The following is a 25,915-nucleotide window of genomic DNA, read 5'->3' on the forward strand; positions in this document are numbered from 1 at the left end:
CCGTGAACTCTCGCCGGTCACCCTTGCCGCGGGCGGGGGCGGTGCGGGACCGTGGGCCCACTTGGTCGATCGACCAAGATTGTCGGACGGGGAGAGACCGTGACCGCACGCCGCACCGCCGTCGTCACCGGCGCCAGCTCGGGCCTCGGCGCCGGGATCGCCCGGGCCCTGGCTGCCCAGGACCACGACGTCGTGCTGGTCGCGCGCCGCGCGGACCGGCTGGAGGCCCTCGCCGACGAGCTGCGGGCCGCGCACGGGGTGGCCGCGCACGTCGTCGCCGTCGACCTCGCGGACCCCGCCGGGGCCGCCCGGGTCGCCGAGGCGGTCGGGCACCTGTCCCCCGACGTCCTGGTCAACGCCGCCGGGTTCGGCACCGCGGAGAACCTCGTCGACGAGGACCCCGCACGCATCGCCGAGGAGGTGGACGTCAACGTCCGGGCGCTGACCGTGCTGACGCGCCTGCTGCTGCCGTCGCTGCTGGCCTCGCCCGCGGGCCTGCTCGTCAACGTGTCCAGCACCGCGTCGTTCCAGCCGGTGCCGGGGCTGGCCGTCTACGCCGCGAGCAAGGCGTACGTGACGTCGCTGACCGAGGCGGTCTGGGCCGAGACCCGCGGCACGGCGCTCACGGTCGTGTGCCTGTGCCCCGGGCCGGCGGACACCGAGTTCTTCCAGGTCGCGGGCACCGACCGGTTCAAGGTCGGACAGGTCGTCACGGTCGAGCAGGTCGTCGACGTCACGATGCGCGCCGCCCGCGGCCGGGGCCCGCGGCCGACCGCGGTGGTCGGGTGGCGCAACCGCGTGACGTCCGTGCTCACGCCGCGGCTGCCGCGCCGGCTCGTGCTCACGGTGACGGCGCGCCTGACCGGTGCGTCCGCGCCGCGCGAGGCACCCGTGCCCGTCGGGGACGGGACGCCGTGACCGCGCGCCGGAGCGTCGAGGAGCGGCGCGCCCAGCTCGTCGAGGCCGCGGTGCGCGTGATCGCCCGCGACGGCGTCGCCGGCGCCTCGACGCGGGCCGTGACCACCGAGGCCGGCATCCCGCTGGGCCAGCTGCACTACGCCTTCGGCACCCGTGAGGCGCTGCTCGACGCGGTGATCGCGCACGTCACCGACACCGAGCGGATCGCCGTGCAGCACGCGCACGTGCCGCCCGGCGCGACGGGCCGCGACGCCCTCGCGCACCTGCTGCGCACCGGGTTCGAGGGGTACCTCGACCTGCTCGCCGCGGACCCGGCGCGCGAGACCGCGCTGCTCGACCTGTTCGTGCACAGCCTGCGCCGGGGCGACGCCGCGCCCGTGCCGCAGTACGTCACCTACTACGACGTCGCCGCCGAGACGCTCGCGCACGCCGCCGCCGTGACCGGGTGCACGTGGCGCGTCCCGCCCGCCGACGCCGCCCGCATGCTCGTCGTCACCCTCGACGGGCTGACCACGACGTGGCTGGCCGACCGCGACGACGCCGCCGCCCGCCGCGCCGCGGCCCTGCACGCCGACCTGCTCGCCGGCCTGGCCGACCCCACGCCCGCACCCGAAGGAGACGACCGTGCTCACTGACCTGGACCCCCGCGTGAGCGCGCACGTCAACGCGCACGCCGTGCTCGGCGCGATCCCCGCGCTCGTGGACCTCGCGCCCGACGCGCAGGCCCTGCTGAACGGGCTGCGCGCCCCGGTGGTGCTGCGCGTCGTCGCGCGCGGCGGGCCGAGCCTGACGCTGACCTTCCGGGCAGACGGTGTCGCGCCCGGGGCGGACGCCGCCGCGCAGGCCCGTCGCGCCCGCCGCGTCACGCTGCTGACCGTCTCCCCCGAGCACCTCAACGGCGTCGTCGCCGGCACCGCGCAGCCCGTGCCGATCGGCAGCCCGGCCGGCCTGGGCTTCCTCACCCGCGTGTTCGTGCCGATGAGCGCGCTGCTCGCCCGGTACCTGCGCCCCACGCCCGACGACCTCGCCGACCCCGCGTTCGCCCGCGCGTCGACCCTGCTGACGCTGACGGTCGCCGTCGCCGCGATCGCCGTGGTCGGCAACGAGGACCGCTCCGGCCGGTACTCCGCCGCGCACATGGCCGACGGCGCCGTGGACCTCGAGGTCGGCGACGAGCTGCGCTACCGGCTCGTGGCCCGCGACCACCACCTCGTCGTCGACCCGTCGCCGACCGGCCCGCCGCGGGCCGCGCTGCGGTTCGCCGACCTCGGCGTCGCGGGCGACGTGCTCACCGGCCGGTCGTCGGCCATGGCGTGCATCTGCGACGGCTCGCTCGCGATGCGCGGCTACATCCCCCTCGTCGACAACGTCTCGCGGATCCTCGACCGCGCCGGCCACTACCTCGGAGAGTGAGCGCCGCCATGACCACGCCCTACACGTACGAGAAGAGCCGGGCCGCGTTCGCCCGCGCCACCCGCGTCATCCCGTCCGGCATCTACGGCCACCAGGGCCCGTCGGAGGGCGTGTACGTGCCCCGCGAGGCGTTCCCGCTGTTCTCGGCGCGCGCCGAGGGCTCGCGGTTCTGGGACGTCGACGGCAACGAGTTCATCGACTACATGTGCGGCTACGGCCCCAACGTCCTCGGGTACCACGACCCCGACGTCGACGCCGCCGCGCAGGCCCAGGCGAAGCTCGAGGACGTCGTGACCATCCCGTCGACCGTCATGGTCGACTTCGCCGAGCTGCTCGTCGACACCGTGGCCAGCGCCGACTGGGCGTTCTTCGCGAAGAACGGCGGCGACACCACCACCCTCGCGGTCATGACGGCGCGCGCCGCGACCCGTCGCAAGAAGATCGTGCTGTTCGGCGGGTACTACCACGGGGTCGCGCCCTGGGCGCAGAAGCTCGACTACCCCGGGGTGCTCGAGGAGGACGTCGCGCACGTGCTGCACGCGCCGTGGAACGACCTGGCCGCGCTGCGCCGCCTGTTCTCCGAGCACCGCGGGCAGATCGCGGGCCTGGTCGCCCAGCCGTACATGCACGGCAACTTCGTCGACAACGTGCTGCCCGACCCCGGGTTCTGGCAGGGCGTGCGGCGTCTGTGCGACGAGCACGGCGTCGTCCTCGTCGTCGACGACGTGCGCGCCGGCTGGCGCCTCGACATCGCCGGCTCCGACCACTTCTACGGGTTCGAGGCCGACCTCATCTGCTTCTGCAAGGCCCTCGCCAACGGCTACAACGTGTCCGCGCTGTGCGGCAAGGACTCCCTCAAGGACGCCGTCTCGTCCCTGACGTACACCGGCTCGTACTGGATGAGCGCCGTGCCCTTCGCCGCCGGGATCGCCACCATCACCAAGCTGCGCGACACCGACGCCACCACCCGGTTCCGCGCCCTCGGCACCCGTCTCACCGACGGCCTCGTCAGCGCGGCCCGCGAGCACGGCTTCACGCTCGTCGCGTCCGGCGAGCCCGCCCTGTTCTACCTGCGCCTCGCCGACGACGACTCCCTCGGCCTGCACCAGGCGTGGATCGCCCAGATGGTCCGCCGCGGCGCCTTCCTCACCTCCCACCACAACCACTTCGTCAACGCCGCCCTCACCGAGGCCGACGTCGACCGCACCGTCGAGATCGCCCACGAGGCCTTCACCGCCGTCCGCGCCGACCGCCCCCTGCCCGTGAGGGTGTGACGCCTGACAGCACCGCCGCTAGCCCTCCGGGCCGTCGACGCGGTCGCGGGCGCGGTCGGCGGCGGAGGTGGCGCGGTCCAGGGTGCGCTGCGCGACGCGGACGGCCTTCTCCTGCTGGCGGGCGTGCTGCTGGGCGGTGACGAGGCGCTCGTCGGCGCGCGGCAGCGCGGAGCGGGCCTCGGCGAGGCGGCGGCGGACGTCCGCGAGCGCGCGGACCAGGTCCTCCTCGGCGCGGTAGGCCTCCTCGGAGGCGCGCTGCGCGTCCTCGAGGTCCCGGCGGGCGTCCTGGTCGGCGCGGGCGGCGTCGTCGTACCGGGTGCGGGCCTGCGCGAGGGTGTCCTCGGCGGCGGCGAGGGCCTCGGCGGCGCGGGCGCGCTCGCGCTCGGCGCGTTCCCGGTCGCGTGCGGCCCGGAGGCGCTCCTGCTCGGCGCGGCGGGTGGTGGCGTCGCCGCTCCGAGGGGTTGCGGGTCGTCCGGCGGGGCCGTCGGCGGCGGGTGGGGCGTCGTCGTCGGACGTGGTGGTGCCCTCGGTGCCGGACCGGCGACCAGGCGACGCGACGTCGACGTCCTGCTCGGCAGCGCCGTCGGAGCCCGTGCCGTCGGAGCCCGTGCCGTGAGGGCTCGCGCCGAAGCCGACGTGCTCCTGGGCGTGGGTCAGGGCGCCGGAGGTGACGGCCTGCGCGGCTGCGGGGTCGAGGAGGGCCGCGGTAAGGGTGCGCTCGACCTCCTGCGCGGCCGCGTCGGAGACCTTCTGCCCGGCGGCGGACGCGAGCCGGCGGGCCTGCTGGGCGAGGCCGGCGACGAGCTTGCGGCGCTGGGTGGTGAGCTCGCGCAGCGCGGGGCCGTCGAGGGTGCGCTCGGCCTCGCGCAGGCCCTCGCCGACGGCGCGGACCTGGTCGGCGAGCGAGGGGTCGTCGCGGACGAGGAGGTTGACGGCCCAGGCGGCGACGGTGGGCTTGCGCAGGGCGGCGATGCGGGCGGCGAGGTCGCGGTCGCCGGCGGTGCGCGCGGCGCGGGCGGCGGCGTCGCGGCGGGCCACGAAGTCGCCGAGCGGGCCGCCGTACAGGTCGTCGACGGCGTCCTCCCAGGCACCCATCGCCCCAGCGTGCCCGAGCACGGGCGGCGGGGCGCCCCGGCGCGCGGGCATGATCGGGGCATGGACCCGAGCCGCTGCCCCTGCCTGAGCGGTCTGCCGTACGCGGAGTGCTGCGGGCCGCTGCACGCGGGGCGGGTGGCGGCGGGCACGGCGGAGCAGCTCATGCGCTCGCGCTACAGCGCGTTCGCGGTGGGTGACGCGGACTACCTGGGCCGCACGTGGCACCCGTCGACGCGGCCGGCGGACCTGACGCCCGACCCGGACCTGCGCTGGTACCGGCTCGACGTGGTGATGACGCGGGCGGGCGGGCCGACGGACGACCACGGCGTGGTGGAGTTCCGTGCGTTCTACCGGCACCCGGACGGGCCGGGGTCGTTGCACGAGGTGAGCCGGTTCGTCCGGGAGCGCGGTGCGTGGCTCTACGTCGACGGGGCCGTGGACGGTCGCTGACCGACCGGTCGGTCAGTGCCGGGGTGCCCGGGTGGGCAGCCAGCGGTTGCCGTAGCGACGGGTGAGGCTGCCGTCGGTGGTCTCGGCGAGCTCGTCGAGGCGGCTGAGCACGGCCCAGGCGACCTTGCGGGCCTGCCCGTCGCCGGGGACCTCGAAGCGCACGGTGACGCGGGCCTGGCCGCGGACGACGCCGAGGTCGAAGGACTCGACGGTCGCGCCGGGGCGGGCGGCGTCGACGGCGGCGGGGAGCACGTCGGGGGCGGCGGTGCCGGGTCGCAGGAGGCCGATCGCGGCGGTCACGCGGTACGACGGCACGCGCCCAGCCTGCCACCCGCCGCGCGGCGTCCCGCATCGTGAGACGGATGCGGGAACCGGGCGCGAGACGTGCTGGCATCGGGCCATGACCAGCGCGCCCGTGCACCACGCGACCACCGTCGCGTGTCGCCGCTGCTGTCGTCGCTGAGCGCTCCCGCGCCGGCCCCCGCCCGACCCCGCGTCCCCTGACGCGCCCGTCCGGCCCCTCGTCCCTCGACGAGCCCCCCGCCACCACCCGTGGCAGACTCCCGCACCACCCAGCGAAGGACTCCCATGCGTCGCCGTCTGATCCCTGCCCTGCTCGCCGCCAGCACCCTCGCGCTCGGCCTGGCCGCCTGCTCCACCGCCGACGAGGCCGCCCCGACCGCCACCTCGGGCGGGCAGGACGACTCCCTGACCTCCGTGCAGGAGGCGGGCGTCATCGTCTTCGGCACCGAGGGCACGTACCGCCCGTTCTCGTACCACGAGGACGGCTCGGGCGAGCTGACCGGCTTCGACGTCGAGATCGCGCGTGCCGTGGCCGCCGAGCTCGGCGTCGAGGCGCAGTTCGAGGAGACCCAGTGGGACGCGATCTTCGCGGGCCTGGAGTCGGGCCGCTTCGACGCGATCGCCAACCAGGTCTCCATCACGCCCGAGCGCGAGGAGGCGTACACGTTCTCCGCGCCGTACACCTTCAGCCGCGGCGTCGTCGTGGTGCCCGAGGACGACACGTCGATCACGTCGTTCGCCGACCTGGACGGCAAGACCACCGCGCAGTCGCTGACGAGCAACTGGTACACGCTCGCCGAGGAGTCCGGGGCGAACGTCGAGGCCGTCGAGGGCTGGGCGCAGGCCGTCGCCCTCGTGCAGCAGGGGCGGGTCGCCGCGACGATCAACGACGAGCTGACGTTCCTCGACCACGAGACGCAGACCGGCGGTGACGGCCTGAAGGTCGCCGCCGAGACCGAGGACGTGTCGCGCCAGGCGTTCGCGTTCGCCGCCGGCTCGCAGGAGCTGGCCGACGCGGTCGACGAGGCCTTGGCCTCGCTCGCCGAGGACGGCACGCTCGCGGAGATCTCGCAGACGTACTTCGGCGCCGACGTCACCCAGGAGTAGCCGACAGTGGAGGCACCGGACTGGGGGCTGGCGGCGTCGTCGCTGCTGCCGATGATCAGCGGCGCCGTCCGCGGCACCATCCCGCTCGCGCTCGTGTCGTTCGCGGGCGGGATGGTGATCGCCGTGGCCGTGGCGCTCATGCGGCTGTCGCGGCGGCGGGTCGTGTCCTGGCCCGCGCGCGCCTACGTGTCCGTGGTCCGGGGCACGCCGCTGCTGGTGCAGCTCTTCGTGATCTTCTACGGGCTGCCGTCGATCGGTCTGCTCATCGACCCGTGGCCGAGCGCCGTCATCGCGTTCTCCATCAACGTCGGCGGGTACGCCGCGGAGATCGTGCGCGCCGCGATCCTCTCGGTGCCCCGCGGGCAGTGGGAGGCCGCGTACGTCGTCGGCATGTCGCACCGCACGGCGCTGGTGCGCGTGATCCTCCCGCAGGCCGCCCGGGTGTCCGTGCCGCCGCTGTCCAACACGTTCATCTCCCTGGTCAAGGACACCTCGCTCGCCTCGCTCATCCTGGTGACCGAGCTGTTCCGCGAGGCCCAGCAGATCGCCGCGTTCAGCCAGGAGTTCATGGCCCTGTACGTGCAGGCCGCGGCCCTGTACTGGGTGATCTGCCTGGCGCTGTCCGCGGTGCAGGGCCGGCTCGAGACGAGGCTGGAGCGTCATGTCGCGACCTGAGGACCACCCCGTCGAGGACGCCCCGACGGCGGACGAGCCGCTGCTCACCGTCACCGGGGTGCGCAAGGCCTTCGGCAGCACGCAGGTGCTCGACGGCGTCGACCTGACCGTGCACCGCGGCGACGTCGTCGCCGTCATCGGCGCGTCCGGCTCCGGCAAGACGACCCTGCTGCGCTGCCTCAACGGCCTGGAGACCCCCGACGCCGGCGTCGTCGCGATGTCCGGCGGGCCCCGCGTCGACTTCGCGACCCGCCCGCCGCGACGTGCCGTGCACGCGCTGCGCGACCGGTCCGGGATGGTGTTCCAGCAGCACAACCTCTTCCCGCACCGGACGGTGCTGCAGAACGTCACCGAGGGTCCCGTCGTCGTGCAGAAGCGGCCCGCCGCGGAGGCCGTCGCCGAGGCCGAGGCCCTCCTCGCGCGCGTCGGGCTGGCCGACAAGCGCGACGCCTACCCGGCCCAGCTCTCCGGCGGGCAGCAGCAGCGCGTCGGCATCGTCCGCGCCCTGGCCCTGCACCCCGACCTGCTGCTCTTCGACGAGCCGACGTCCGCGCTCGACCCCGAGCTCGTCGGCGAGGTCCTCGGCCTCATCCTCGAGCTCGCACGCGAGGGCTGGACGATGGTGATCGTCACCCACGAGCTGCAGTTCGCCCGCGAGGTCGCGGACACCGTGGTGTTCGTCGACCAGGGCCGGGTGCTGGAGCAGGGCCCGCCCGACCAGGTGCTCCGCGAGCCCGTCGAGGAGCGGACCCGCCAGTTCGTCCGGCGCCTCCTGCACCCGTTCTGACGGAGCCTGGACACCGCACCGGCACCCGGAGGAGCATGCGGACGTCCAGGACGTCGCGCACCGGGGGGTCGGCCATGCCGGACAGGAAGAAGTCGTTCGACGACCTGGACGAGGCCGTCCAGGTCGCCGCGAAGGACGCGCAGCACGACGGGACCGTGGACCCGATGGGCTACGGCGGGGGCGGCGGCGCCTGATGCCCGAGTCCTGGGGTGGTCTGGTCGCGCTGCTCGGCCTGGTCACCCCCGGGCTGGTCTACCGGGCACGCCGCGAGCGGCGGCACCCCGCCCGGCGCGAGACCGCCTTCCGGGAGACCGCGGGGATCGCGCTGGCCAGCCTCGTGCTCACCGGCGCCTCGCTCGTCGTCGTCGGCGCCCTGGCGGAGGTCGTCCCGTGGCTGCCCGACGTCGGGCGCTGGCTGACGGAGCCGTCGTACGGGGGCGAGCACTACCGGCAGGTCGCGGTCTTCGTGCTGCTCGTCGTGGGCCTCGCCTGCGGTCTGGCCGTCGGCGCCGACCAGGTCGAGGCCGCCACGGCGCACCGGCGCGCGTCCCGGCCGGGCGGCCAGGACGACACCCCGACCAGCACCCGGCAGCGCCTGACCGGCATCCACGCGATGCGGCGCGCGACCACGACCGAGGTCCCCGCGGGCGCCCGCACGTGGCTGTGGGTGGCGCTCGACGACGGCACGCACCTCAAGGGCCTGCACCGCGGCTCCGACGCCGGGGAGACCGACGGGGCCCCGGAGATCCTGCTCGGCCACCCGCTGCGCTGGGCGGCCCCGGCCGCGGCCGGCGCACCGCTGGTGTGGACCGAGCTGCCCGGCGTGTGGGACTCCGTCGTCGTGCCGCGCGGGCGCGCCCAGTTCGTGGTCGTGGAGTACCTCGACGCCGACGGCAACGCCGTGCACCCCACCGGGCCGGAGGGCACGCCGCGCGGCTGAACCGCGGCACCACGCCGGACGGACCCGGCAGGATCGCCCCATGGCAGCAGCGCAGCTCCCCACCCTCGACGGCAGCGCCCCGCACGCGCGCGGCGTCGTCCACCTCGGCGTCCCCTACGCCGAGCGGTCCGGTCGCACCCTGCACCTGCAGGTGCTGTGGCCGCCGCTGGAGGACGAGGACTCCCCCGCCACGTTCCCCACGGTCGTGTACGTGCAGGGCTCCGGCTGGCGCGAGCAGATGCTCGGACGCACGCTCCTCGAGCTCGGCGAGCTCGCCCGCCGCGGGTACGTCGTCGCGGTCGTCGAGCACCGGCCGTCGGTGGTCGCACCCTTCCCCGCCCAGGTCCAGGACGCCCGCAGCGCCGTGCGGTTCCTGCGCGAGCACGCCACCACCTACCGCGTCGACCCCGCGTGGATGGTCCTGGCCGGCGACTCCTCCGGCGGCCACACCGCGGTGATGACCATGCTCACCGACGGCGACCCTGCGTACTCCGACGAGCCGACCCCCGAGCCGCTCGGCCTGCGCGCCGTCGTCGACCTGTCCGGCCCCACCGACATCGCCCACCTCGACCCCGACCCGACGAGCACCGCGCACACCGCCCCCGACAGCCCCGAGGGCCTGCTGCTCGGCGGCGTCGACGTGCGGGACTACCCCGACCGCGCGGCCGCGGCCACGCCGATGACGCACGTGCGCCCCGCGTCCGAGGTCACGCTGCCGCCGCTGCTGATCCTGCACGGCGACGCCGACGACGTCGTGCCGTTCGGGCACAGCGTGCTGCTGCACGACGCCCTGCGCGACGCCGGCCACCGCGTGACCCTCTACCGGCTGACCGGCGCGGGCCACGGCACCGGCGGGTTCTGGGCACCGGCGACCCTCGACGTCGTCGACGCCTTCCTGCGCACCGCGACGGCGTGATCGCGGGGTGTGGCGGAGGGCAAGGGATTCGAACCCTTGAGTACGGGGTCACCGCACTAACGGTTTTCAAGACCGTCGCTTTCGGCCGCTCAGCCAGCCCTCCTGGCTCGCGGGACCCTAGCAGAGCACCCGCTGCCCGGCCCGGGCGGCGCACGACCGAGCACGGTTCACCCGGGACGTGGCCGGCGCCGGCTGGCGGCCGACGCGCGGGCCTGCCCACACTGGCCGCGCAGCGCCGCAGGGGGCGACGCCGCACCCAGGGGGAACCATGCGCACCACCACCGCGGCCGCCGTCCTCGTCGCCGGCGTCTGCGCGACGCTCGTCGCCGGACCGGCCCACGCCGCCGGACCGGGACCGTCGTGCGGCGACACGCTCACGCAGGACACCGTCCTCACCGCGGACCTGACCTGCGCCGCGGGCGACGGGCTCGTCCTGTCACCGGGCGTGACGCTCGACCTCGGCGGCCACGCGCTCACCGGCCACGGCCGGTCCGCCGGGTCCGGCGTCGTCGCTCCGGCGCAGGGGGTCGTCACGGTCACCAACGGCGTCGTCCGCGGGTGGCACCGGGGCATCACCGCCCACGAGGCCCCCGGCGCGCCGGCGCCGGAGGGGCTCGGCGGCACGCTCTACGTCGACCGGGTGGTCGTCGAGGACACGACCTACGGGATCCGGGCGCGCGGGCGCGTCGACGGGCAGCACAAGCGGGTCGTCGTCGACCGCTCGACCATCCGTGGCGACGGCAACGGCACGGGCATCCTCGTCCACCACGGCACGGTCGACGCCCGCCGCAGCACCGTGCAGCGCCACGCCGTCGGGATCCAGGCGGGCGAGTCGCGGGTGACGCTGAGCCGGTCCGTCGTGCGGGACAACGGCACGGGTGCCGCCACCGAGCAGACCCGCCTGGAGATCACGTCCTCCTCCCTCGTCGGGAACCGGTTCGGCGTCTACACGAGCTACGCGGACGACCTCTTCGTCAGCCACGCGGAGCTGCTGCACAACGGGCGCGGGCTCTTCCTCGCAGCCTCCGACGGCACTGCACGCGTGCAGGACACGACGTTCGCGGGCAACGAGGTCGGCATCGACCAGACGGGCAACCTGGCCCTCGTGCGGCGGGTGACGTTCCGCGAGAACGGCACCGGGTACCGCGTCGCGGCCGGCGCCTGGGCGGGGCCGTGGCAGCAGATGAGCGAGGTCGTCGACAGCACGTTCACCGGCGGCGGGGACGGGCTCGTCTCGGCCCAGGAGGGGCTGCGGGTCGGCGGCAACCGGGCGTCGGACAACACCGGTCGCGGCATCCACGCCCCCGGCGCCGCCGACCTCGGCGGCAACATCGCGTCGGGCAACGGGACCGAGCCGCAGTGCGTCGGGGTCTCCTGCACGCCCGGCGGCTGACCGGGCCCGCCTCGCCCAGGCGTCCCCGTCCTGGCGCGCCTACCCTGGCAGGGCGGCGTCGCAGGGGGCGGCGCGCACCCAGGGGGACACCGCCATGCGCACTTCCACCACCCTGCCTGCACTCGTCCTGGCCGTCGGCGCGACGCTCGCCGCGGGCCCCGCGCAGGCCGCACCGGGGCCCGCGTGCGGGGACACGCTCACGCAGGACACCGTCCTGACCCGCAACCTCACCTGCCCGTCCGGCGACGGGCTGTGGCTCGAACCCGGCGTCACCCTCGACCTCGGCGGCAAGGTGCTCGCCGGGCACGACGGCGGCAGCGGCGTCGTCGCCCCGTCCACGGGCGACGTCGCGATCGTCAACGGCGTCATCGCCGGCTGGGGCACCGGGGTGACGGGCTGGGACCCCGGACAGGACGAGACCGGCGCCTGGCCGGAGCTGAGCGGGACGGTGCTGCTGGACGGGGTCGTCATCCGCGGGGCCCGCATCGCCGTCTGGGCCTCAGGACGCCTCTACAGGTCCGAGCACAAGCACGTCGACATCGTCCGCTCGACCCTCCGGAACAACGTCTTCGGGCTCATGGCGTTCGGCGGTTCGGCGAGGTTCGACCGGTCGACGGTCCGCGACAGCCGCTACGGCGTCTTCGGCCGGCAGGCGACCATCGCCCTGGACCGGTCCGTCGTACGGGGCAACACCGTCGGCTACTGGAGCACCGGCGAGACCACGCTCACGCTCACGTCGACGGCGCTCCTCTTCAACACGAGAGGGCTGTCCCCCGCCGATGGCGACGTCATCACCATCGACAGCTCGGACGTGCGGGGCCACGACCTCGCGCTCGACCTTGCGGGGCGGGGCGCCTCGGTCGAGCTGACCGCAACCACCCTGACCCGCAACGAGGTCGCGGTGCACGCCTCCGACTCGTTGCGCGTGGAGGGATCGACCTTCCACGAGAACGACGTCGCCGTCACGGTCACGGACGGCGGTTCCGGCGGCGTGGCAGATCCCGTCGAGGTCGTGGGCTCGACCTTCTCGGACGGGGGCGACGGGCTGGTCGCCGAGGTCCCCGGCGTCCGCGTGGGCGGGAGCACGGCGACGGGCAACGCACGCCACGGGATCCACGCCCCCGGTGCCATCGACCTCGGCGGCAACACCGCCTCAGGGAACGGGACCGAGCCGCAGTGCGTCGGGGTCTCCTGCACCCCGGGCGGCTGACGAGACGTTTTCACCCGGGCGAACCGGGGCATCGGGGACTTTCCGCCCCGCGCGGGCCGGACCACACTGGCGACGCGACGCCGCAGGGGGCGGCGCGCGCCCAGGGGGACACCGCCATGCGCACTTCCACCGCCCTGCCCGCACTCGTCCTGGCCGTCGGCGCGACGCTGGCCGCAGGCCCCGCGCACGCCGCACCGGGGCCCGCGTGCGGGGACACCCTCACGCGGGACACCGTGCTCACCCGCAACCTCACCTGCCCGTCCGGCGACGGCCTCTGGCTCGCCCCCGGCGTGACCCTCGACCTCGGTGGCAAGGTGCTCGCCGGGCACGACGGCGGCAACGGCGTCGTCGCCCCGCCCTCGGGCGACGTCACCGTGACCAACGGCGTGATCGCCGGGTGGCGCACCGGCCTGACGGCGGACGACCCCGGGTACGACCCGGAGACGGGCGAGTGGGTCGAGCTCGGCGGCACGGTCCACGTGGACCGCGTCGTGCTGCGCGACAACGGCACGGGCATCGACGGCACGGGGCGGCTCTACGGGCAGAAGAAGCTGTTCACCGTGGACCGCTCGACGCTGCGGGGCAACGTCACGGGGTTCGCCACGACCGGCGGGTACGGGTCGTTCCACCGCACGACGCTGCGCGACAACGGGGTGGCGCTCTACGCCAACACCGGCGGCGTCGCGGTGAGCCGGTCGGTCCTGCGCGACAACGACTACGCCTTCTCCGGCGGCGGCGAGTCCGGGATCACCGTCACGTCGACGGCCGTGCTCGACAACCGCATCGGCTTCCAGGCGTGGTTCATGGACTCCGTCGAGATCACCCGGTCCGAGGTCCGCGGTCACGACGTCGCGCTCGACATCGCCGGCGACGCCGGCTACACGAAGGTCCACGACACGACGCTGACCGGCAACGACGTGGCGGTCGACGTGCAGGGCAGCCCGTTCGAGGTGCGACGCTCGACGTTCCGGAAGAACGGCGTGGCCGTCCGCTCCGCCGAGAACTCCTGGCCCGACGCCCCGTTCGACCGCACCGCCGAGGTCACGGGCAGCACGTTCGCGGACGGCGGTGACGGTCTCGTGTCGCAGTTCGCGGGCATGAAGGTGGGCGGCAACACGGCGACGGGCAACACGGGCCGCGGCATCCACGCGCCGGGTGCACAGGACCTCGGCGGCAACACCGCGCGCGGCAACGGCACCGAGCCGCAGTGCGTGGGCGTCGTGTGCGCCCCGGCGGGCTGAGGGACGCGTTTCACCCGGGAATCGCGCGATCCGGGACTTACCACCCTGGCGCGGACGTGGTCACACTGGCGACGCAGCGTCGCAGGGGGCGACGTGCACCCAGGGGGACATCGCCATGCGCACTTCCACCGCCCTGCCCGCGCTCGTCCTGGCCGTCGGTGCGACGCTCGTCGCCGGCCCGGTGCAGGCGGCACCGCCCGGTCCTGCGTGCGGGGAGCACCTGACCGTGGACACCGTGCTCACCCGCAACCTCACCTGCACGTCCGGCGACGGGCTCACGCTGGCGCCGGGCGTCACGCTCGACCTCGGCGGCAAGGTGCTCACCGGGCACGACGCCGGGCGCGGGGTCGTCGGGCCGCCCACCGGGGACGTGACGGTCACCAACGGCGTCGTGACCGGGTGGGGCACCGGGGTGACGGCCGACGACCTCACGGGCACCGACCCGGAGACGGGCGACGACCTGGAGCTCGACGGCACCGTCCGCGTCGTCGGCGTCGTGGTGCGGGACAACGGCACCGGCGTCGACGGCACCGGCCGGCTCTACGACAGCTTCAAGACGTTCGAGGTCGACCGGTCGACGCTGCGGGGCAACGGCACCGGGTTCTCCACGGTCGGCGGGTACGGCACGTTCACGCGCACGACGCTGCGGGACAACGACGTCGCCCTCTCCGCGAACACCGGCGGTGTGCGGCTGGAGCGCTCGGTGGTGCGCGACAACGGCACCGGGTTCGACAGCGGCGGCGAGGCGGGGATCGACCTGGTGTCGACCGCGTTCCTCGGCAACGACGTCGGGATCCGCACGGGGTTCATGGACTTCGTCACCGTCGAGCGGTCGGAGCTGAGCCGCAACGGCACGGCCATCGACCACGGGCCCGGCGGGTCGTACCTGCGGGTGCAGGACACGACGTTCGCGTCGAACGGCACGGGCGTGGCCGCGCACGGCGACGAGATGGCGATCACCGGCTCGACGTTCCGGAAGAACGACGTCGGCGTGTCCGTCGAGCCGGACAGCTGGCCCGACGCCCCGTGGGAGCGGGTCACCTCGATCGTCGGCAGCACCTTCGTCGACGGCGGCGACGGCCTGCTCTCGCAGTGGGAGGGCGCACAGATCGGCGACAACTCTGCGACCGGCAACGAGCGGTGGGGCATCCACGCCCCCGGCGCGGACGACCTCGGGCTGAACTCCGCGTCCGGCAACGGCAACGAGCCCCAGTGCGTCGGGGTGGTCTGCGCACCGACCGCGCCCTGAGGCCCACCGGTGCGCCTGCTGCCCCGCAGGCGCACCGGCCCACCCCGCCCCACCCCGGAGACCACCATGCGCATCACCACGGCCCTGCCCGGCCTCGCCCTGGTCGCGGTCGCGGCGCTCGGGGCGGGGCCCGCCCACGCAGCACCCGCGGGGCCGGCCTGCGGCGACACGCTCACCGTCGACACGGTCCTCACCGCCGACCTGACCTGCGCCGAGGGGGTCGGGCTGCGCCTGGGCCCGGGCGTCACGCTCGACCTCGACGGCCACGTGCTGCGGGGCGGGAGCCTGCGGCAGACCGGCGTCGTGGTGCCCGCGGGCGGCGACGTGACGATCACCGACGGCGTGATCACGTTCTGGGGCGCCGCCGTCGCCGACCACGTGTACGACGGGGACCCGGACGTCGGGGCGCCGGGACCGCTCGGCGGCACGGTCCACCTCGACCGGGTGGTCGTGCGGGACGGCCTCTACGGCGTCCGCACCGTCGCGCACGAGGACGGGTCCGCCACGACGGTGGACGTCGACCGCTCGACGTTCTCCCTGGTCACCGCCCCGCTCTGGATCGACGGCGGCGTGCTGGAGCTGCGGCGCTCGACGCTGCGCGACAACGGCTCCGCGATCGCCCTCCAGGGCGGTCGGGCGACGATCACGCGGTCGGTGCTGCGCTCCAACGACGGCGCCGTGAACGTCAGCGAGGGCGGCTCGGCAGTCGTCCGATCCACCGCCTTCCTCGGCAACGCCGCCGCCGTCGAGACGTGGTCGGGCGGGTCCGCCGACGTGCGCAGGTCGGAGATCCGGGACAGCACGACCGCGGTCCGGCTCAACGCGGGATCCGGGTCGACGGTCGTCACGGACGTCTCGATCACCGGCGGCAGCCGCGGGATCCAGGCCGAGGGCGGGACGCTCGTCGTCGAGCGCGTGCACCTTGCCGACCACACGGACGAGTCCGTGGTCCTCTTCGCTCCCCCGGCCGGGCAGGTGGCGTCGGCGCGGATCGTGAGGAGCACGTTCCACGACGGCGGTGACGGCGTCGTCTCGGCCTGGGGCGCCGGCCTGAGCCTTGGCGGCAGCACCGCGACCGGGAACGCCGGCTGGGGCGTCCACGCGCCCGGGGCCGTCGACCTCGGGGGCAACGCCGCCGGGGGCAACGGCCGCGAGCCGCAGTGCGTCGGGGTCGTCTGCGCCGCAGCGCCCTGACGGCCCGCCGCTGCCCGCCACCCGGCCGCCGGCGGGCTGCGCCGGACGTCAGGGGCGGCGGCAGGCCCGCTCGGCCGCGCCCCGACGGCGCAGGAGCCCGACGCCGACGACCGCCAGCGCGGCGAGCGCCATGGTCACCTGCTGCGGGGCGGCCGCGAGGAGGCCTGCGGCACCGACGACGCTCAGCCCGGACGCCGCGTCGCACGGGCCGCAGCCGAGCACGTCGGCGGCGCGCTGCCCGCGCGCGGGCACGTACCCGGCGAGCAGCACGGCACCGGCCACGGCCGTCAGCGCCACCACGACCGCCCACGCCGCGCCGGGCACGGGCAGTCCACCGCCCGCGGCCACCAGCAGCACGAGCAGCACGGGGACCAGCACGGCCCCGACCACGACCCGCCGGGGCGACGGCGCCCGCCGGGCCGCGCGTGCCGGTGGTGCGAGGACGTCCACCGTCAGCGCGCGGCCGTCTCGGCGGCGACCTGGCGCCGCACCTCGTCCATGTCGAGCGCGCGGGCCTGCTGCACGAGGTCCTCGAGCGCGGACGCCGGCAGCGCGCCGGGCTGCGAGAACAGCGGGATGCCGTCGCGGAAGATCATGAGGGTCGGGATCGACGAGATGCCGGCCGCTCCGGCGAGGGCCTGCTCCGCCTCGGTGTCGACCTTGGCGAACACCACGTCGGGGTGCGCCTGCGACGCAGCCTCGAAGACGGGCGCGAACATGCGGCACGGGCCGCACCAGGACGCCCACCAGTCGACGAGGACGATGCCGTCCTGCTGCACGGTGGCTGTGAAGGTCTCGGACGTGAGCTCGACGGTGGACATGGCCCCTCCTGGTGGTCGACGACGACGAGCATACCCCCCCGGGTATGCTCGCGTCGGGTGACGCTGCTGGCACCGCCCGCGCCGGGGCGCCCGTCAGGGCAGTCGCGAGACCGTCACCCAACCCGGGTCGCCGGTCACGTGCGCGAGCTCGTCGCACGTCAGCTCGATGGCCGACGCCGCGTCGCCGCACGCCGGGAAGACGCTCGCGAACCGCCGCAGCGACGTGTCGAGCCGCACCGTCGCGGACGGCGGGTTGCCGAACGGGCACACCCCGCCGGGGGCGTGCCCGGTGAGCTCCTCGACCTCGTCGCCGCCGAGCATCCGGGCCTTGACGCCGAACGCCGCCCGGAACGCCGCGTTGTCGACCCGCGCGTCGCCGGCGACCACGACGAGCAGGGCGGTCCCGGGCTCCGGACCGCGGAAGCTCAGGGTCTTGGCGATGCGCGCCGGCTCGACGCCCAGCGCCTGCGCCGCCAGCTCGACCGTCGCGCTCGACCGCTCCGTCACGATCACGTCGTCGGCGCGGCCGAAGCGCGCCAGGTGGGCCCGGGCGAGGTCGATGGACACGGGGCGACCCTAGACGACGAGCACCGGGTCGCCGCGGCACGCCCGTGGACGCGCCGACGGCCGCCTCCCGGGCGGGGAGGCGGCCGTCGTGGCGGAGCAGGAGGTCAGCGCGAGCGCAGACGCTCCATGGCGAGCTGCACGAGCGCGATGAGCGCCTGCTTGGTCGCCGCACGCGAACGCGCGTCCGTGTAGAGCACCGGCACGTGGGCGGGGATCGCGAGCGCCTCGCGCACGTCCTCGAGCTGGTGCTTGGCGATGCCGTCGAAGCAGTTCACGCCGACGACGAACGGGATGCCGCGCGACTCGAAGTAGTCGACGGCCGGGAAGCACTGGTCCAGACGGTCCGTGTCGACCAGGACGACGGCGCCGATCGCACCGCGCACCAGGTCGTCCCACATGAAGAGGAACCGGTCCTGGCCGGGCGTGCCGAACAGGTACAGCCACAGCTGGCCCGGCAGCGCGATGCGGCCGAAGTCCATCGCGACCGTGGTCGTGTTCTTGCGCTCGGTCTGGCCACCGGCGTCGTCGACGCCGACCGAGTGCTCGGTCATCGCGGCCTCGGTGTTCATGGGCTCGATGTCGGAGATCGACCCGATGAAGGTCGTCTTGCCGACGGCGAAGCCACCGGCGACGACGATCTTGACGACTGTGGGGGCAACTGCGCCGGCGTTCCCCGCCGGAGCGGCGACGGCGGCGTCAGAGGGCGGAAATGCCATTGAGAACACTCTCCAGCACGCTCAGGGACAGGGCGGGGGACTCACCGGTGTTGACCTCGACCGGCTGTGAGGTGTGCACGCGCACGTAGTTGGCGTCGGTGAGGTCGGACACGAGGATCCGTACCACACCGATCGGCAGGTGCAGCAGCGCACTGAGCTCGGCCACGGAGATGTAGCCGGCGGAGGCGTGCTGGATGATGGCCCGCTTCTCGGGCGGGAGGCCGGTACCCGCCACGGCGCCCGGCATGACCTCGACCAGTGCCTCCAGGGGCAGGTCGGACCGTGCAGAACGCACGCGGCCGCCGGTCACGGCGTAGGGCCGGACCGTGCGGGCCTCGTACTCGATGTGCTCGCTCATGTGCGAGGACCTGGCCTCAGGCCACCGGGGCGCGCGTGGCGCCGTCGACAGGGAGCTGGCCGCGCATCTCGGAGATGAGCTGCGGGGTCAGGGTGGCCTCGGTCCGCGAGACGAGCATCGCCATCTCGTAGCCGATGAGGCCGACGTCGCAGCTGGAGTCCGCCACGACGGCGAGGACGGAGCCGTTCGAGACGCTCATGGTGAAGAGGAACAAGTTGTCCATCTCCACGATCGCCTGGCGCACCTCCCCCGCACGGAGCTGGCGCGCAGCGCCACGGGTCAGGCTCGACATCCCGGACACGATGGCCCCGAGCGTGTCGCCGCTGGTGCGGTCGAGCTGCTCGGACATGGCCATGAGCAGACCGTCGGCCGACACCACGAGCGTGTGGCGAGTGCCGGGCACGGTCCGGACGAAGTTGTCCAGGAGCCAGCCGAAGTTGGCTGCCTCGGTGCTGAGCGCGGTCACACTTCCTCCTTCATGGTGCAGTCAGGGCCGACTGCGGGCTGGGACACCCCGGCGGTGCGGACACCGTCGGGAACGGGGTTGGCGAGGGTCACGACGGGCCACCTTCCTGGCCGTTGGTCGCCGCGCGGCGTCCGCGCGACGTTCCGGACTGGAAGCTCGAGAGCCGCGAACGCAGCTGCTCGGCATCACGCTCGACCGGCTGCTCCTCGGAGAGGGGCGGTGCGGCCGGGACGGCGCTGGGAACACGCCGGGTCAACTGCTCCGCGCTGCCGCCGAGGGCGCTCGGCCGGTAGGCCGAGAGCTGGCTGAGCTCGGAGAGAGCCTGCTCCTGGATGTCCGACCGCAGCGCCAGCATGGCCGCCACCTCGTCGTCCAGGGTGCCGATGCGCGGGGCGACCGACGGCTGCGGGGCGACCGCCTGCGGGGCGGAGGCCGGCTGTCGCGGCCCCGACCACTCGGGCGGGCTCCACGAGCCGGCGCTCGCCGGCGCGGGCGTGGCCGCCGGGGGCGACCAGGTCGGCGCGCCCCAGGAGCGCTCGGCCGGGGCCGGCTCCGGGGTCGTCGGGGCGGACCAGGCAGGGCTGTCCGTGACCGCGGGTGTCGGGTCGGAGTACGGCGTGCCGTCCTCCTTGCGCCGCGTGAACATCTGGCCCCATCGTCCCCGCTTCGGGGAGTCGTCACCAGCGGACTCGCCGGTCGGGGCCCACGCGGGCGGCTCGCCCGTGGTGGACGTGACCGCGTCGGCGGCCTCGACGGGCGTGAACATCTGCGTCGGCTGCTCGACCGGCGCCGGCGACCAGGCCGGGGCGGCCTGCTGCGGAGCGGGCTGCGACCAGGCGGGTGCTGCCGCGGGGGCCGGGGTCGGCGCCCACGCGGGGGCGGCGGCCTCGGGCTGCGGGGCAGCAGGCTGCTCGGGGGCCCACGCCGGGGCGGCGGGCTGCTCGGGCGCCCACGCCGGGGCGGCGGGCTGCTCGTCGGCCTGCCAGACCGGCGCCTGCCACTGCTCGGCCGGGGCCGGCTGCTCGGCGACGGGCTGCTCGGGCGCCCAGCCCTGGCCCTCGTAGGCGGGGGCGGCGGGCTCCGCGTAGCCGTTGTGCGCCGGCTCGGCCGCGTAGCCGTTGTGCACCGGCTCGGCCGCGTAGCCGTTGTGCGCCGGCTCGTGGTGGGCGGGCTGCGCACCGGCAGCGGGGTCCGGGACGACCGGCATCGAGCCGGTGTGCCACGACCGGGCCTCGTCGAGCGAGTGCTCGAAGGGCACGTACGGCGCCGTGTAGCTGACCACGGGCTGCTCGGACGTGGCGGCCCAGCCGGAGTAGCCGCTGTACGCGGTGAACGTCGGCGCGGGCGTGTCCTGGGCGGGGGCCGCAGGCTCGTCGGACCACGACGGGGCCCAGGTCTGCTCGGCGGGCTGCTCGGACCACGACTGCGCGGGGACGGGCTGCGGGGCCCAGGTCTCCTCGTCCGTCTCCGGCTCGGCGGGCTGCGCCGGCGCCTGCTGCCAGGACTGCGCGGCGGGCTCCTGCTGCTCCCACGACGGGGTCTCGGCGGGCTGGTCCCACGAGGGGGTCGCGGCGGGCTGGTCCCACGAGGACGTCTCGGCCTGCTGCTCCCACGCGGGGGCGGCGGGCTGCTCCCAGGACGGGGCCGGGGCGTGCTGCGGCTCCGCGGCGGGCGCGTCGGCGTACGTCGGACCCCAGGCCTGGGCGGCCGGCTCGGCCGGCTGCTCCCACTGCTGCGGCGCGGGCGCCGCGGGCTCGGCCGGGGCGGACGCCGCGGGCTCGCGCCACGAAGGCACGGGCCACCCGTTGGACTGCGGCTCCTCGTCGGGGACGAGGCCGGGGACGGACATCGACGTGCCGGTCTCGGCCTGGGTGCCTGCACGCCCACGGAAGCCGGAGAACAGCCCCGCACGCGCGGCCGGGTCGGCTGGGGGCGCGACCTTCGGCGCCTCGGGCTCGGGCTCGGCGGCCCAGGCGGGCGTCGCCGACCGGGTCCGGCTCGGCAGACCGGTGGCGGTCTGCCGCACGACCTGCGCGGGCGACCACTCGCCGGTGTCCACGCCGAGGTCGGGCGACAGGTTGGTGGCCTGGGCCTCGGGCAGGACGATGTTGTCCTCGTCGAACGTCTTGCGCGACCGCGACGGGAGCGCCGCACCGCCCTGCGTCGGCGCGGGGCCGACCGGCTGACGGGTGGGCTGCTCGGGGACGGCGGGCGAGAAGCCCGTGTCGTCGCCACGACGGCGGCGCGGCAGGCCCAGCTGGGTCTCGCCGTCGGTCAGGGCGCCCAGGTCGACCTCGCGCACCTCGGGGGCCTCGACGGCGCCGTAGGGCGTCTGGACGGCGGGCGTCACGGCCGAGGGGGCCGGCGACGTCGGCGCGAGCTGGTTGACCTCGTTGGCCGAGAACAGCGTGCTCGGGAAGCGGACGACCGCCTCCGTGCCCGTGCCGCCGGCGCGCTTGCGGAGGGTGACCTCCGCGCCGAGGCGCTGGGCGAGGCGGCCGACCACGAAGAGGCCGAGGCGCTGGGCGCCCAGGGCGTCCGAGGCGGAGACCGACGCGATCTTGTGGTTCGCCGCCTCGATCTCGTTGTCGGCCATGCCGAGGCCCTGGTCGGCGATCGTGACCACGACGCTGCCGCCGGTCACGCCGGTGGAGACGACGACGGGCGTCTCGGGCTCCGAGAAGACCGTGGCGTTCTCGAGGATCTCGGCCAGCAGGTGCGCCGCGGACAGCGCGTTGAAGCCGAGCATGTGCGGGTCGACCTGCAGGTCGAGCTCGACGCGGTCGTACTGCTCGATCTCGGAGGAGGCGGTACGGATGACGTCCGAGAGCGGCATGGCGTCGCGCAGACGACGACCGGAGTCGATGCCGGCGAGCACCAGGAGGGACTCGGCGTTACGACGCATCCGGGTCGCGAGGTGGTCGAGGCGGAAGAGGTTCGCCAGCGTGCCGGGGTCCTCCTCGGCGCGCTCGAGGGAGTCGATGAACGACAGCTGCCGGTTCAGGAGGACCTGGTCGCGGCGGGCGACGTTGACGAACATCTCGGCGATGGAGCCACGCAGCGCGGCCTGCTCCTGGGCGACCTGGATGGTCGTGGCGTTCACGGAGTTGAAGGCCTGGGCCAGCCGGCCGACCTCGTCCTGCGAGCGGACGGGGATCTGCGGGAGCTGGATGTCCGGGCCCTCGCCGGGGACGGCGACCTGCTCGACCAGGCGGGGCAGCTGCTCGCGCACCTCGCCGGCGGCGCTGGTGAGGCGGCGCAGCGGGACGACGATCGAGCGGCCGACGCTGGTGGCCAGGACGAAGGACAGGATCGCGGCGGCGAGGGCGATGAGGACGGTGAAGACCGTCTGCTCCTGGGCGGCGGACTCGATGTCCGCGGCCTCGGTGTTGGCGGCCTCGTTCACGCCGGTGCTGACGGCCCGCAGGGCGTCGAGCTGGTTGACCGTCTCCGACGTCCACGTCTCGGACTGGATGTTGGTCGAGATCGCGGCCTGGTTGCCCTGGGAGAAGATCTGCCGGGCCGAGCGCAGGGTCGGCGTCGGGTAGTCGCTGCCGACCGCGAGGTCGGGGACCCCGAGGGTCTCGACGGCCACCTGCGCCTCGCCGCGCGCCAGCTCGGTCTGCGTGGACTGGTTGGTGAACGTACGGGCCAGGGCGGGGCTCGAGGCCACGGCACCCTTGAGCTCGACACCGGTGACGTACTCGTTGATGATCGCGTCGACCAGCTGGTTCAGGGTCAGCGTCGCCGTGACGTGCGCGGCCAGGTCGCGGTCCTCGAGGGCGTTCGCGAGGGACTGGAGCGAGGCCTGCTGCAGGTTGACGATCTGCTGGAAGCCGTTCTTGATGACCGCGCGCTGCGAGTTGTCGTCGACGCGGGTGCGGACCGTGGGCAGCGCCTCCTGGTAGGCCTTCTGGGCCTCCTGGAAGTCCGCGACCACGTTGTCCGGGAACTGGTCCAGGTCGATCTCCGCGGTCACTGCCGCGGCGTCGTCCAGGGCCGCGTCCGTCACCTCGCGGGCGTCGGTCACAGCCGCCTCGTCCGCGTAGGTGAGCGAGAGCGTGCGCTCCTGCTGGAAGGCGTCCGTGAGGGGCGCCAGGGCCTCGATGGCCCGGATGACCTGGTGGCTCGCTCGTGCGTACTGGAGGTTCTGCCACGCGGTGAGGGAGATGTAGCCACCCATCCCGAAGACGACCAGCATGGGCACGGCGAGGACCGCCAAGACCTTGGCGCGGATGCCGAGCCGTCGCAGCATGTCAGTCCTTTCGTTCCGCCCGACCGCGGACGTGTGATGCGGTTGCCGTCCGCGTCCGACGCGTGAGCCACACCGGTGGTGACTCCCGTCTGGCGTCTCATCGGTTCCTGGACGGCGGACCATTAGCCCGCGGCAGAGTTTGCCACGGACGTCACCCGATCCGATACGGGACGAACTGTCCTTCTCGTCCAGTTCTGCACCTGCGTCTTCGCAGGTGCGCGCGACGGACCCCCGCGCGGCGACTAGCGTCGTGCGGGTGCGTGCCGTCGTCGTGACCGGTCCCGGAGGCCCCGAGCAGCTGCGCGTCGCGGACGTGCCCGACCCGGTCGTCGGCCGCGGCGACCTCCTGCTGGACGTCGTCGCCGCCGGCGTGAACCGCGCGGACCTGCTGCAACGCGCAGGACACTACCCCCCTCCGCCCGGCGCCCCGGCGTGGCCGGGCCTGGAGGCGTCCGGGGTCGTCGTCGAGGTCGGCGACGACGTCGACGGCTGGCGCGTGGGCGACCGCGCGGCCGTGCTGCTGGCCGGCGGCGGGTACGCGACCCGCGTGGCCGTGCCGGCGGCCCTCGCGCTGCGGCTCCCGCCCGACGCGGGGCTGCCGCTGGTGGACGCCGCCGCGCTGCCGGAGGCCCTGGCCACCTTCTGGTCCAACGCGCGCGCGGCCCGCCTGGCCCCGGGCGAGACGCTCCTCGTGCACGGCGGGTCCGGGGGCGTGGGCACGGTCGCCGTGCAGCTGGCCCGGACGCTGGGCGTGCGGGTGCTGGCGACCGCGGGCGGCCCGCAGCGGTGCGCCGCCGTGCGGGCGCTCGGGGCCGACGTCGTCGTCGACCACCGCGCGCGACGCGTGCGCGAGGACGTGCTCGCCGCGACGGACGGGCGCGGCGTCGACGTGGTGCTCGACGTCCTGGGCGCCGGTGCGCTCGGGGAGAACGTGCGGATGCTCGCCGAGGGCGGGCGGCTCGTCGTCATCGGGCTGCAGCAGGGCCGCCGCGGCGAGCTGGACCTGCCCGCGCTGATGTCGCGCCGCGGGTCGGTGCTCGCCACCACGCTGCGGGACCGCCCCGCCGCGCAGAAGGCAGCGATCATGGCCGAGGTGCGGGAGCAGGCGTGGCCCGCGGTGCTCGACGGCCGGGTGCGCCCGGTCGTGCACGACCGCCTGCCGCTGGCACGGGCCGCCGACGCGCACCGGCTGCTGGAGGGCGGCGGCGTGCTCGGCAAGCTCCTGCTGACGGCCTGACGACCTGACGACCTGACGCGGCCGGCGTCCTGCCGGTCGCGCCCGCGGCCTCAGCCGAGCAGACCCGCGGCGAGGGCCGGGGCGATCACGGGCGTCAGCGGCAGCCGCGGCACGAGCGTGGCCTGCACCGCGTGGTAGAGGTCGGCCTTCCCGGCCCAGACGGTGCGCGACACCGTGTTGTCGGTGCCGAGCTCGTGCCACCACGAGCCGCCGTCACGGTCGAGCAGGTGCTCGCCGACGTACTCCCACCAGTCGGTGTAGAGGTCGTCGAACCGGGCCTCGCCCGTCGCGGCGTGCAGCGTGGCCGCGGCGGCGACGGCCTCGGCGGCCACCCAGTGCATGCGCTCGCGCACGACGGGCCGGCCCTGCCAGTCCACCGTGTAGACGAAGCCGGGGGCGCCGTCGACGTCCCAGCCCTCGCGGACGCCGGCGTCGAACAGGCCGACCGCGTCGTCGAGCATCCAGGCGGGCGGCTCGTCGCCGCGGGCGGCGAGCGCGGCGCGGGCGTGCAGGGTCAGGCGCGCCCACTCGAACCAGTGGCCGATCGTCGCGCCGTAGGGACGGAAGGGGTGCGCGGGGACGTCCGCGTTGTACTCCAGGTCCGCGGTCCACGTGGCGTCGAAGTGCTCGGGCAGGCGCCACGCGTTGCCGGCGGCGAACCCGTGCACCACGCGCGTGAGGATCCGCACGGCCCGGTCGAGCCACCGGCGGTCGCCGGTGACGTCGGCGGCGGCGAGGTACGCCTCGACCGTGTGCATGTTGGCGTTGACGCCGCGGTACGGGTCGAGGGTGGTGAACGTGCGGTCCCACTGCTCGACGACCATGCCCGCCTCGTCGTCCCAGAACCGCAGCTCCTGCACCGCCAGCGCGGCGTCCAGCAGCTCGCGCGCACCGGGGCGCCCGGCGGCGGCGGCGCTGGACGAGGCGAGGACGACGAAAGCGTGCGGGTAGGCGGCCTTGTCGGTGTCGCGCGGGGTGCCGTCGCGCTCGACCTCGGCGTACCAGCCGCCGTGCTCCGCGTCGCGGAACAGCCCGGCGAGCGCCGCGACGCCGTGGTCGACGAGGGCCGCGGACCCCGGCCGGCCGGCGAGGTGGGCGAGCGCGTACACGTGCGTCATGCGGCACGTGATCCACAGCTCGACGGGTCCGACCTCGGGCTCCCCCGTCTCGGACAGCCGCGCGAACCCGCCGCCGGGGAGCCGCGACGCGCGGCCGAACTCCCACAGCCGGTCGGACTCGGCCTCGAGCCAACGAAGGTGCGCCGGTGTGCTCAGCCACGCCATGGCGCCACCCTAGTCCCGCCGCGGCGGGCGCGGCGGGACCTGCGGAC

At 75.2% G+C, this 25,915-nt stretch carries 26 protein-coding genes and 1 tRNA gene; 16 read left to right on the forward strand and 11 right to left on the reverse strand.

Annotation, left to right across the window (positions count from 1 at the left end; genetic code table 11):
• Positions 1–99 precede the first annotated feature (99 nt).
• From FBY24_RS04705 to FBY24_RS04720, 4 genes are read left to right on the forward strand one after another with little or no spacing between them, the layout of a single operon-like run.
• On the forward strand, positions 100–918 hold the full coding sequence (locus FBY24_RS04705; protein ID WP_142158507.1) for an SDR family oxidoreductase: 819 nt from the start codon (positions 100–102) through the stop codon (positions 916–918).
• Positions 915–1,553, forward strand: a complete 639-nt coding sequence (locus FBY24_RS04710; RefSeq protein WP_160158429.1) for a TetR/AcrR family transcriptional regulator — start codon at positions 915–917, stop codon at positions 1,551–1,553. The genes FBY24_RS04705 and FBY24_RS04710 overlap by 4 nt, the downstream gene beginning before the upstream one ends.
• Positions 1,543–2,331: a hypothetical protein gene (locus tag FBY24_RS04715; RefSeq protein ID WP_142158511.1), complete on the forward strand. Its 789-nt coding sequence runs from the start codon at positions 1,543–1,545 to the stop codon at positions 2,329–2,331. The genes FBY24_RS04710 and FBY24_RS04715 overlap by 11 nt, the downstream gene beginning before the upstream one ends.
• Positions 2,332–2,339: 8 nt before the next feature.
• Positions 2,340–3,605 carry an aminotransferase class III-fold pyridoxal phosphate-dependent enzyme gene (locus tag FBY24_RS04720; protein WP_142158513.1) on the forward strand — a complete coding sequence of 422 codons (1,266 nt, stop codon included), beginning with the start codon at positions 2,340–2,342 and terminating at the stop codon, positions 3,603–3,605.
• 18 nt (positions 3,606–3,623) lie between these two features.
• Here FBY24_RS04720 and FBY24_RS04725 read toward each other — a convergent pair whose 3' ends face one another.
• Entirely contained in the window at positions 3,624–4,700 is a 1,077-nt protein-coding gene (locus FBY24_RS04725; RefSeq protein WP_142158516.1) for a hypothetical protein, read from the reverse strand.
• A 60-nt stretch (positions 4,701–4,760) separates the two neighbouring features.
• Here FBY24_RS04725 and FBY24_RS04730 point away from each other — a divergent pair, with 60 nt between their 5' ends.
• Positions 4,761–5,150, forward strand: a complete 390-nt coding sequence (locus FBY24_RS04730; RefSeq protein WP_140459457.1) for a YchJ family protein — start codon at positions 4,761–4,763, stop codon at positions 5,148–5,150.
• 12 nt (positions 5,151–5,162) lie between these two features.
• Here FBY24_RS04730 and FBY24_RS04735 read toward each other — a convergent pair whose 3' ends face one another.
• Positions 5,163–5,465 (reverse strand): hypothetical protein, encoded by a 303-nt coding sequence (locus FBY24_RS04735; protein WP_140459456.1) that lies wholly within the window; start codon positions 5,463–5,465, stop codon positions 5,163–5,165.
• Between the two features lie 273 nt (positions 5,466–5,738).
• Here FBY24_RS04735 and FBY24_RS04740 point away from each other — a divergent pair, with 273 nt between their 5' ends.
• The 5 genes from FBY24_RS04740 to FBY24_RS04760 all read left to right on the forward strand — a co-directional run bounded on the left by FBY24_RS04740 (position 5,739) and on the right by FBY24_RS04760 (position 9,878).
• The gene (locus tag FBY24_RS04740; protein WP_142158518.1) at positions 5,739–6,560 is read left to right on the forward strand and encodes an amino acid ABC transporter substrate-binding protein; all 822 of its coding nucleotides are present in this window, start codon (positions 5,739–5,741) and stop codon (positions 6,558–6,560) included.
• A gap of 51 nt (positions 6,561–6,611) precedes the next feature.
• Entirely contained in the window at positions 6,612–7,235 is a 624-nt protein-coding gene (locus tag FBY24_RS04745) for an amino acid ABC transporter permease (RefSeq protein WP_142163178.1), read from the forward strand.
• Positions 7,222–8,022, forward strand: coding sequence for an amino acid ABC transporter ATP-binding protein (locus FBY24_RS04750; protein WP_142158520.1), 801 nt, complete (start codon positions 7,222–7,224; stop codon positions 8,020–8,022). The genes FBY24_RS04745 and FBY24_RS04750 overlap by 14 nt, the downstream gene beginning before the upstream one ends.
• A gap of 193 nt (positions 8,023–8,215) precedes the next feature.
• Positions 8,216–8,962, forward strand: coding sequence for a DUF6338 family protein (locus FBY24_RS04755; protein WP_142158522.1), 747 nt, complete (start codon positions 8,216–8,218; stop codon positions 8,960–8,962).
• Between the two features lie 40 nt (positions 8,963–9,002).
• The gene (locus FBY24_RS04760) at positions 9,003–9,878 is read left to right on the forward strand and encodes an alpha/beta hydrolase (protein ID WP_142158524.1); all 876 of its coding nucleotides are present in this window, start codon (positions 9,003–9,005) and stop codon (positions 9,876–9,878) included.
• A 10-nt stretch (positions 9,879–9,888) separates the two neighbouring features.
• Here the strand turns inward: FBY24_RS04760 and FBY24_RS04765 are convergent.
• A tRNA-Ser gene (locus tag FBY24_RS04765) sits at positions 9,889–9,981 on the reverse strand.
• Between the two features lie 165 nt (positions 9,982–10,146).
• Here FBY24_RS04765 and FBY24_RS04770 point away from each other — a divergent pair.
• From FBY24_RS04770 to FBY24_RS04790, 5 genes are all read left to right on the forward strand, one after another.
• The gene (locus FBY24_RS04770; RefSeq protein ID WP_142158526.1) at positions 10,147–11,271 is read left to right on the forward strand and encodes a right-handed parallel beta-helix repeat-containing protein; all 1,125 of its coding nucleotides are present in this window, start codon (positions 10,147–10,149) and stop codon (positions 11,269–11,271) included.
• Positions 11,272–11,365: 94 nt separating this feature from the next.
• The gene (locus FBY24_RS04775; protein ID WP_142158528.1) at positions 11,366–12,481 is read left to right on the forward strand and encodes a hypothetical protein; all 1,116 of its coding nucleotides are present in this window, start codon (positions 11,366–11,368) and stop codon (positions 12,479–12,481) included.
• Positions 12,482–12,597: 116 nt separating this feature from the next.
• Positions 12,598–13,722 carry a hypothetical protein gene (locus FBY24_RS04780; protein ID WP_142158530.1) on the forward strand — a complete coding sequence of 375 codons (1,125 nt, stop codon included), beginning with the start codon at positions 12,598–12,600 and terminating at the stop codon, positions 13,720–13,722.
• A 115-nt stretch (positions 13,723–13,837) separates the two neighbouring features.
• A complete protein-coding gene (locus FBY24_RS04785) occupies positions 13,838–14,971 on the forward strand; it encodes a hypothetical protein (protein WP_142158532.1) in 1,134 nt (377 codons plus the stop codon).
• Positions 14,972–15,037: 66 nt separating this feature from the next.
• The gene (locus FBY24_RS04790) at positions 15,038–16,165 is read left to right on the forward strand and encodes a hypothetical protein (protein ID WP_142158534.1); all 1,128 of its coding nucleotides are present in this window, start codon (positions 15,038–15,040) and stop codon (positions 16,163–16,165) included.
• Positions 16,166–16,213: 48 nt separating this feature from the next.
• Here FBY24_RS04790 and FBY24_RS04795 read toward each other — a convergent pair whose 3' ends face one another.
• The 7 genes from FBY24_RS04795 to FBY24_RS04825 form a co-directional block, all read right to left on the reverse strand.
• Positions 16,214–16,543, reverse strand: a complete 330-nt coding sequence (locus tag FBY24_RS04795; protein WP_142158536.1) for a hypothetical protein — start codon at positions 16,541–16,543, stop codon at positions 16,214–16,216.
• A 74-nt stretch (positions 16,544–16,617) separates the two neighbouring features.
• Complete coding sequence (gene trxA / locus FBY24_RS04800) at positions 16,618–16,986, reverse strand: thioredoxin (RefSeq protein ID WP_142158538.1); 369 nt, start codon at positions 16,984–16,986, stop codon at positions 16,618–16,620.
• A gap of 93 nt (positions 16,987–17,079) precedes the next feature.
• Positions 17,080–17,553 carry a YbaK/EbsC family protein gene (locus tag FBY24_RS04805; RefSeq protein WP_142158540.1) on the reverse strand — a complete coding sequence of 158 codons (474 nt, stop codon included), beginning with the start codon at positions 17,551–17,553 and terminating at the stop codon, positions 17,080–17,082.
• Positions 17,554–17,657: 104 nt separating this feature from the next.
• Complete coding sequence (locus tag FBY24_RS04810; protein ID WP_140459443.1) at positions 17,658–18,269, reverse strand: ATP/GTP-binding protein; 612 nt, start codon at positions 18,267–18,269, stop codon at positions 17,658–17,660.
• Entirely contained in the window at positions 18,250–18,627 is a 378-nt protein-coding gene (locus FBY24_RS04815; protein WP_140459442.1) for a DUF742 domain-containing protein, read from the reverse strand. Before FBY24_RS04815 ends, FBY24_RS04810 begins: the two co-directional genes overlap by 20 nt.
• A gap of 16 nt (positions 18,628–18,643) precedes the next feature.
• The gene (locus FBY24_RS04820) at positions 18,644–19,093 is read right to left on the reverse strand and encodes a roadblock/LC7 domain-containing protein (protein WP_142158543.1); all 450 of its coding nucleotides are present in this window, start codon (positions 19,091–19,093) and stop codon (positions 18,644–18,646) included.
• An 88-nt stretch (positions 19,094–19,181) separates the two neighbouring features.
• Positions 19,182–23,348 carry an ATP-binding protein gene (locus FBY24_RS04825; protein ID WP_160158430.1) on the reverse strand — a complete coding sequence of 1,389 codons (4,167 nt, stop codon included), beginning with the start codon at positions 23,346–23,348 and terminating at the stop codon, positions 19,182–19,184.
• A gap of 256 nt (positions 23,349–23,604) precedes the next feature.
• On the opposite strand from FBY24_RS04825, the gene FBY24_RS04830 reads away from it, so the two are divergent.
• Positions 23,605–24,585, forward strand: coding sequence for an NAD(P)H-quinone oxidoreductase (locus tag FBY24_RS04830; RefSeq protein WP_142158547.1), 981 nt, complete (start codon positions 23,605–23,607; stop codon positions 24,583–24,585).
• 50 nt (positions 24,586–24,635) lie between these two features.
• Here the strand turns inward: FBY24_RS04830 and FBY24_RS04835 are convergent, their stop codons facing one another.
• Positions 24,636–25,868 (reverse strand): AGE family epimerase/isomerase, encoded by a 1,233-nt coding sequence (locus tag FBY24_RS04835; protein ID WP_142158549.1) that lies wholly within the window; start codon positions 25,866–25,868, stop codon positions 24,636–24,638.
• Positions 25,869–25,915: the final 47 nt, after the last annotated feature.

The organism is Cellulomonas sp. SLBN-39 (assembly GCF_006715865.1).
Lineage (GTDB): Bacteria > Actinomycetota > Actinomycetes > Actinomycetales > Cellulomonadaceae > Cellulomonas.

What these genes read in the sequence shown, in the direction of transcription:
- FBY24_RS04770 (WP_142158526.1), top strand. Translation starts at nt 10,147, where the DNA reads ATGCGCACCACCACCGCGGCCGCCGTCCTCGTCGCCGGCGTCTGCGCG.
- FBY24_RS04760 (WP_142158524.1), top strand. Translation starts at nt 9,003, where the DNA reads ATGGCAGCAGCGCAGCTCCCCACCCTCGACGGCAGCGCCCCGCACGCG.
- FBY24_RS04815 (WP_140459442.1), bottom strand. Translation starts at nt 18,627, where the DNA reads ATGAGCGAGCACATCGAGTACGAGGCCCGCACGGTCCGGCCCTACGCC.
- FBY24_RS04810 (WP_140459443.1), bottom strand. Translation starts at nt 18,269, where the DNA reads ATGGCATTTCCGCCCTCTGACGCCGCCGTCGCCGCTCCGGCGGGGAAC.
- FBY24_RS04720 (WP_142158513.1), top strand. Translation starts at nt 2,340, where the DNA reads ATGACCACGCCCTACACGTACGAGAAGAGCCGGGCCGCGTTCGCCCGC.
- trxA (WP_142158538.1), bottom strand. Translation starts at nt 16,986, where the DNA reads ATGTCCACCGTCGAGCTCACGTCCGAGACCTTCACAGCCACCGTGCAG.
- FBY24_RS04740 (WP_142158518.1), top strand. Translation starts at nt 5,739, where the DNA reads ATGCGTCGCCGTCTGATCCCTGCCCTGCTCGCCGCCAGCACCCTCGCG.
- FBY24_RS04745 (WP_142163178.1), top strand. Translation starts at nt 6,612, where the DNA reads ATGATCAGCGGCGCCGTCCGCGGCACCATCCCGCTCGCGCTCGTGTCG.
- FBY24_RS04755 (WP_142158522.1), top strand. Translation starts at nt 8,216, where the DNA reads ATGCCCGAGTCCTGGGGTGGTCTGGTCGCGCTGCTCGGCCTGGTCACC.
- FBY24_RS04775 (WP_142158528.1), top strand. Translation starts at nt 11,366, where the DNA reads ATGCGCACTTCCACCACCCTGCCTGCACTCGTCCTGGCCGTCGGCGCG.
- FBY24_RS04730 (WP_140459457.1), top strand. Translation starts at nt 4,761, where the DNA reads ATGGACCCGAGCCGCTGCCCCTGCCTGAGCGGTCTGCCGTACGCGGAG.
- FBY24_RS04835 (WP_142158549.1), bottom strand. Translation starts at nt 25,868, where the DNA reads ATGGCGTGGCTGAGCACACCGGCGCACCTTCGTTGGCTCGAGGCCGAG.
- FBY24_RS04780 (WP_142158530.1), top strand. Translation starts at nt 12,598, where the DNA reads ATGCGCACTTCCACCGCCCTGCCCGCACTCGTCCTGGCCGTCGGCGCG.
- FBY24_RS04785 (WP_142158532.1), top strand. Translation starts at nt 13,838, where the DNA reads ATGCGCACTTCCACCGCCCTGCCCGCGCTCGTCCTGGCCGTCGGTGCG.
- FBY24_RS04825 (WP_160158430.1), bottom strand. Translation starts at nt 23,348, where the DNA reads ATGCTGCGACGGCTCGGCATCCGCGCCAAGGTCTTGGCGGTCCTCGCC.
- FBY24_RS04790 (WP_142158534.1), top strand. Translation starts at nt 15,038, where the DNA reads ATGCGCATCACCACGGCCCTGCCCGGCCTCGCCCTGGTCGCGGTCGCG.
- FBY24_RS04750 (WP_142158520.1), top strand. Translation starts at nt 7,222, where the DNA reads ATGTCGCGACCTGAGGACCACCCCGTCGAGGACGCCCCGACGGCGGAC.
- FBY24_RS04725 (WP_142158516.1), bottom strand. Translation starts at nt 4,700, where the DNA reads ATGGGTGCCTGGGAGGACGCCGTCGACGACCTGTACGGCGGCCCGCTC.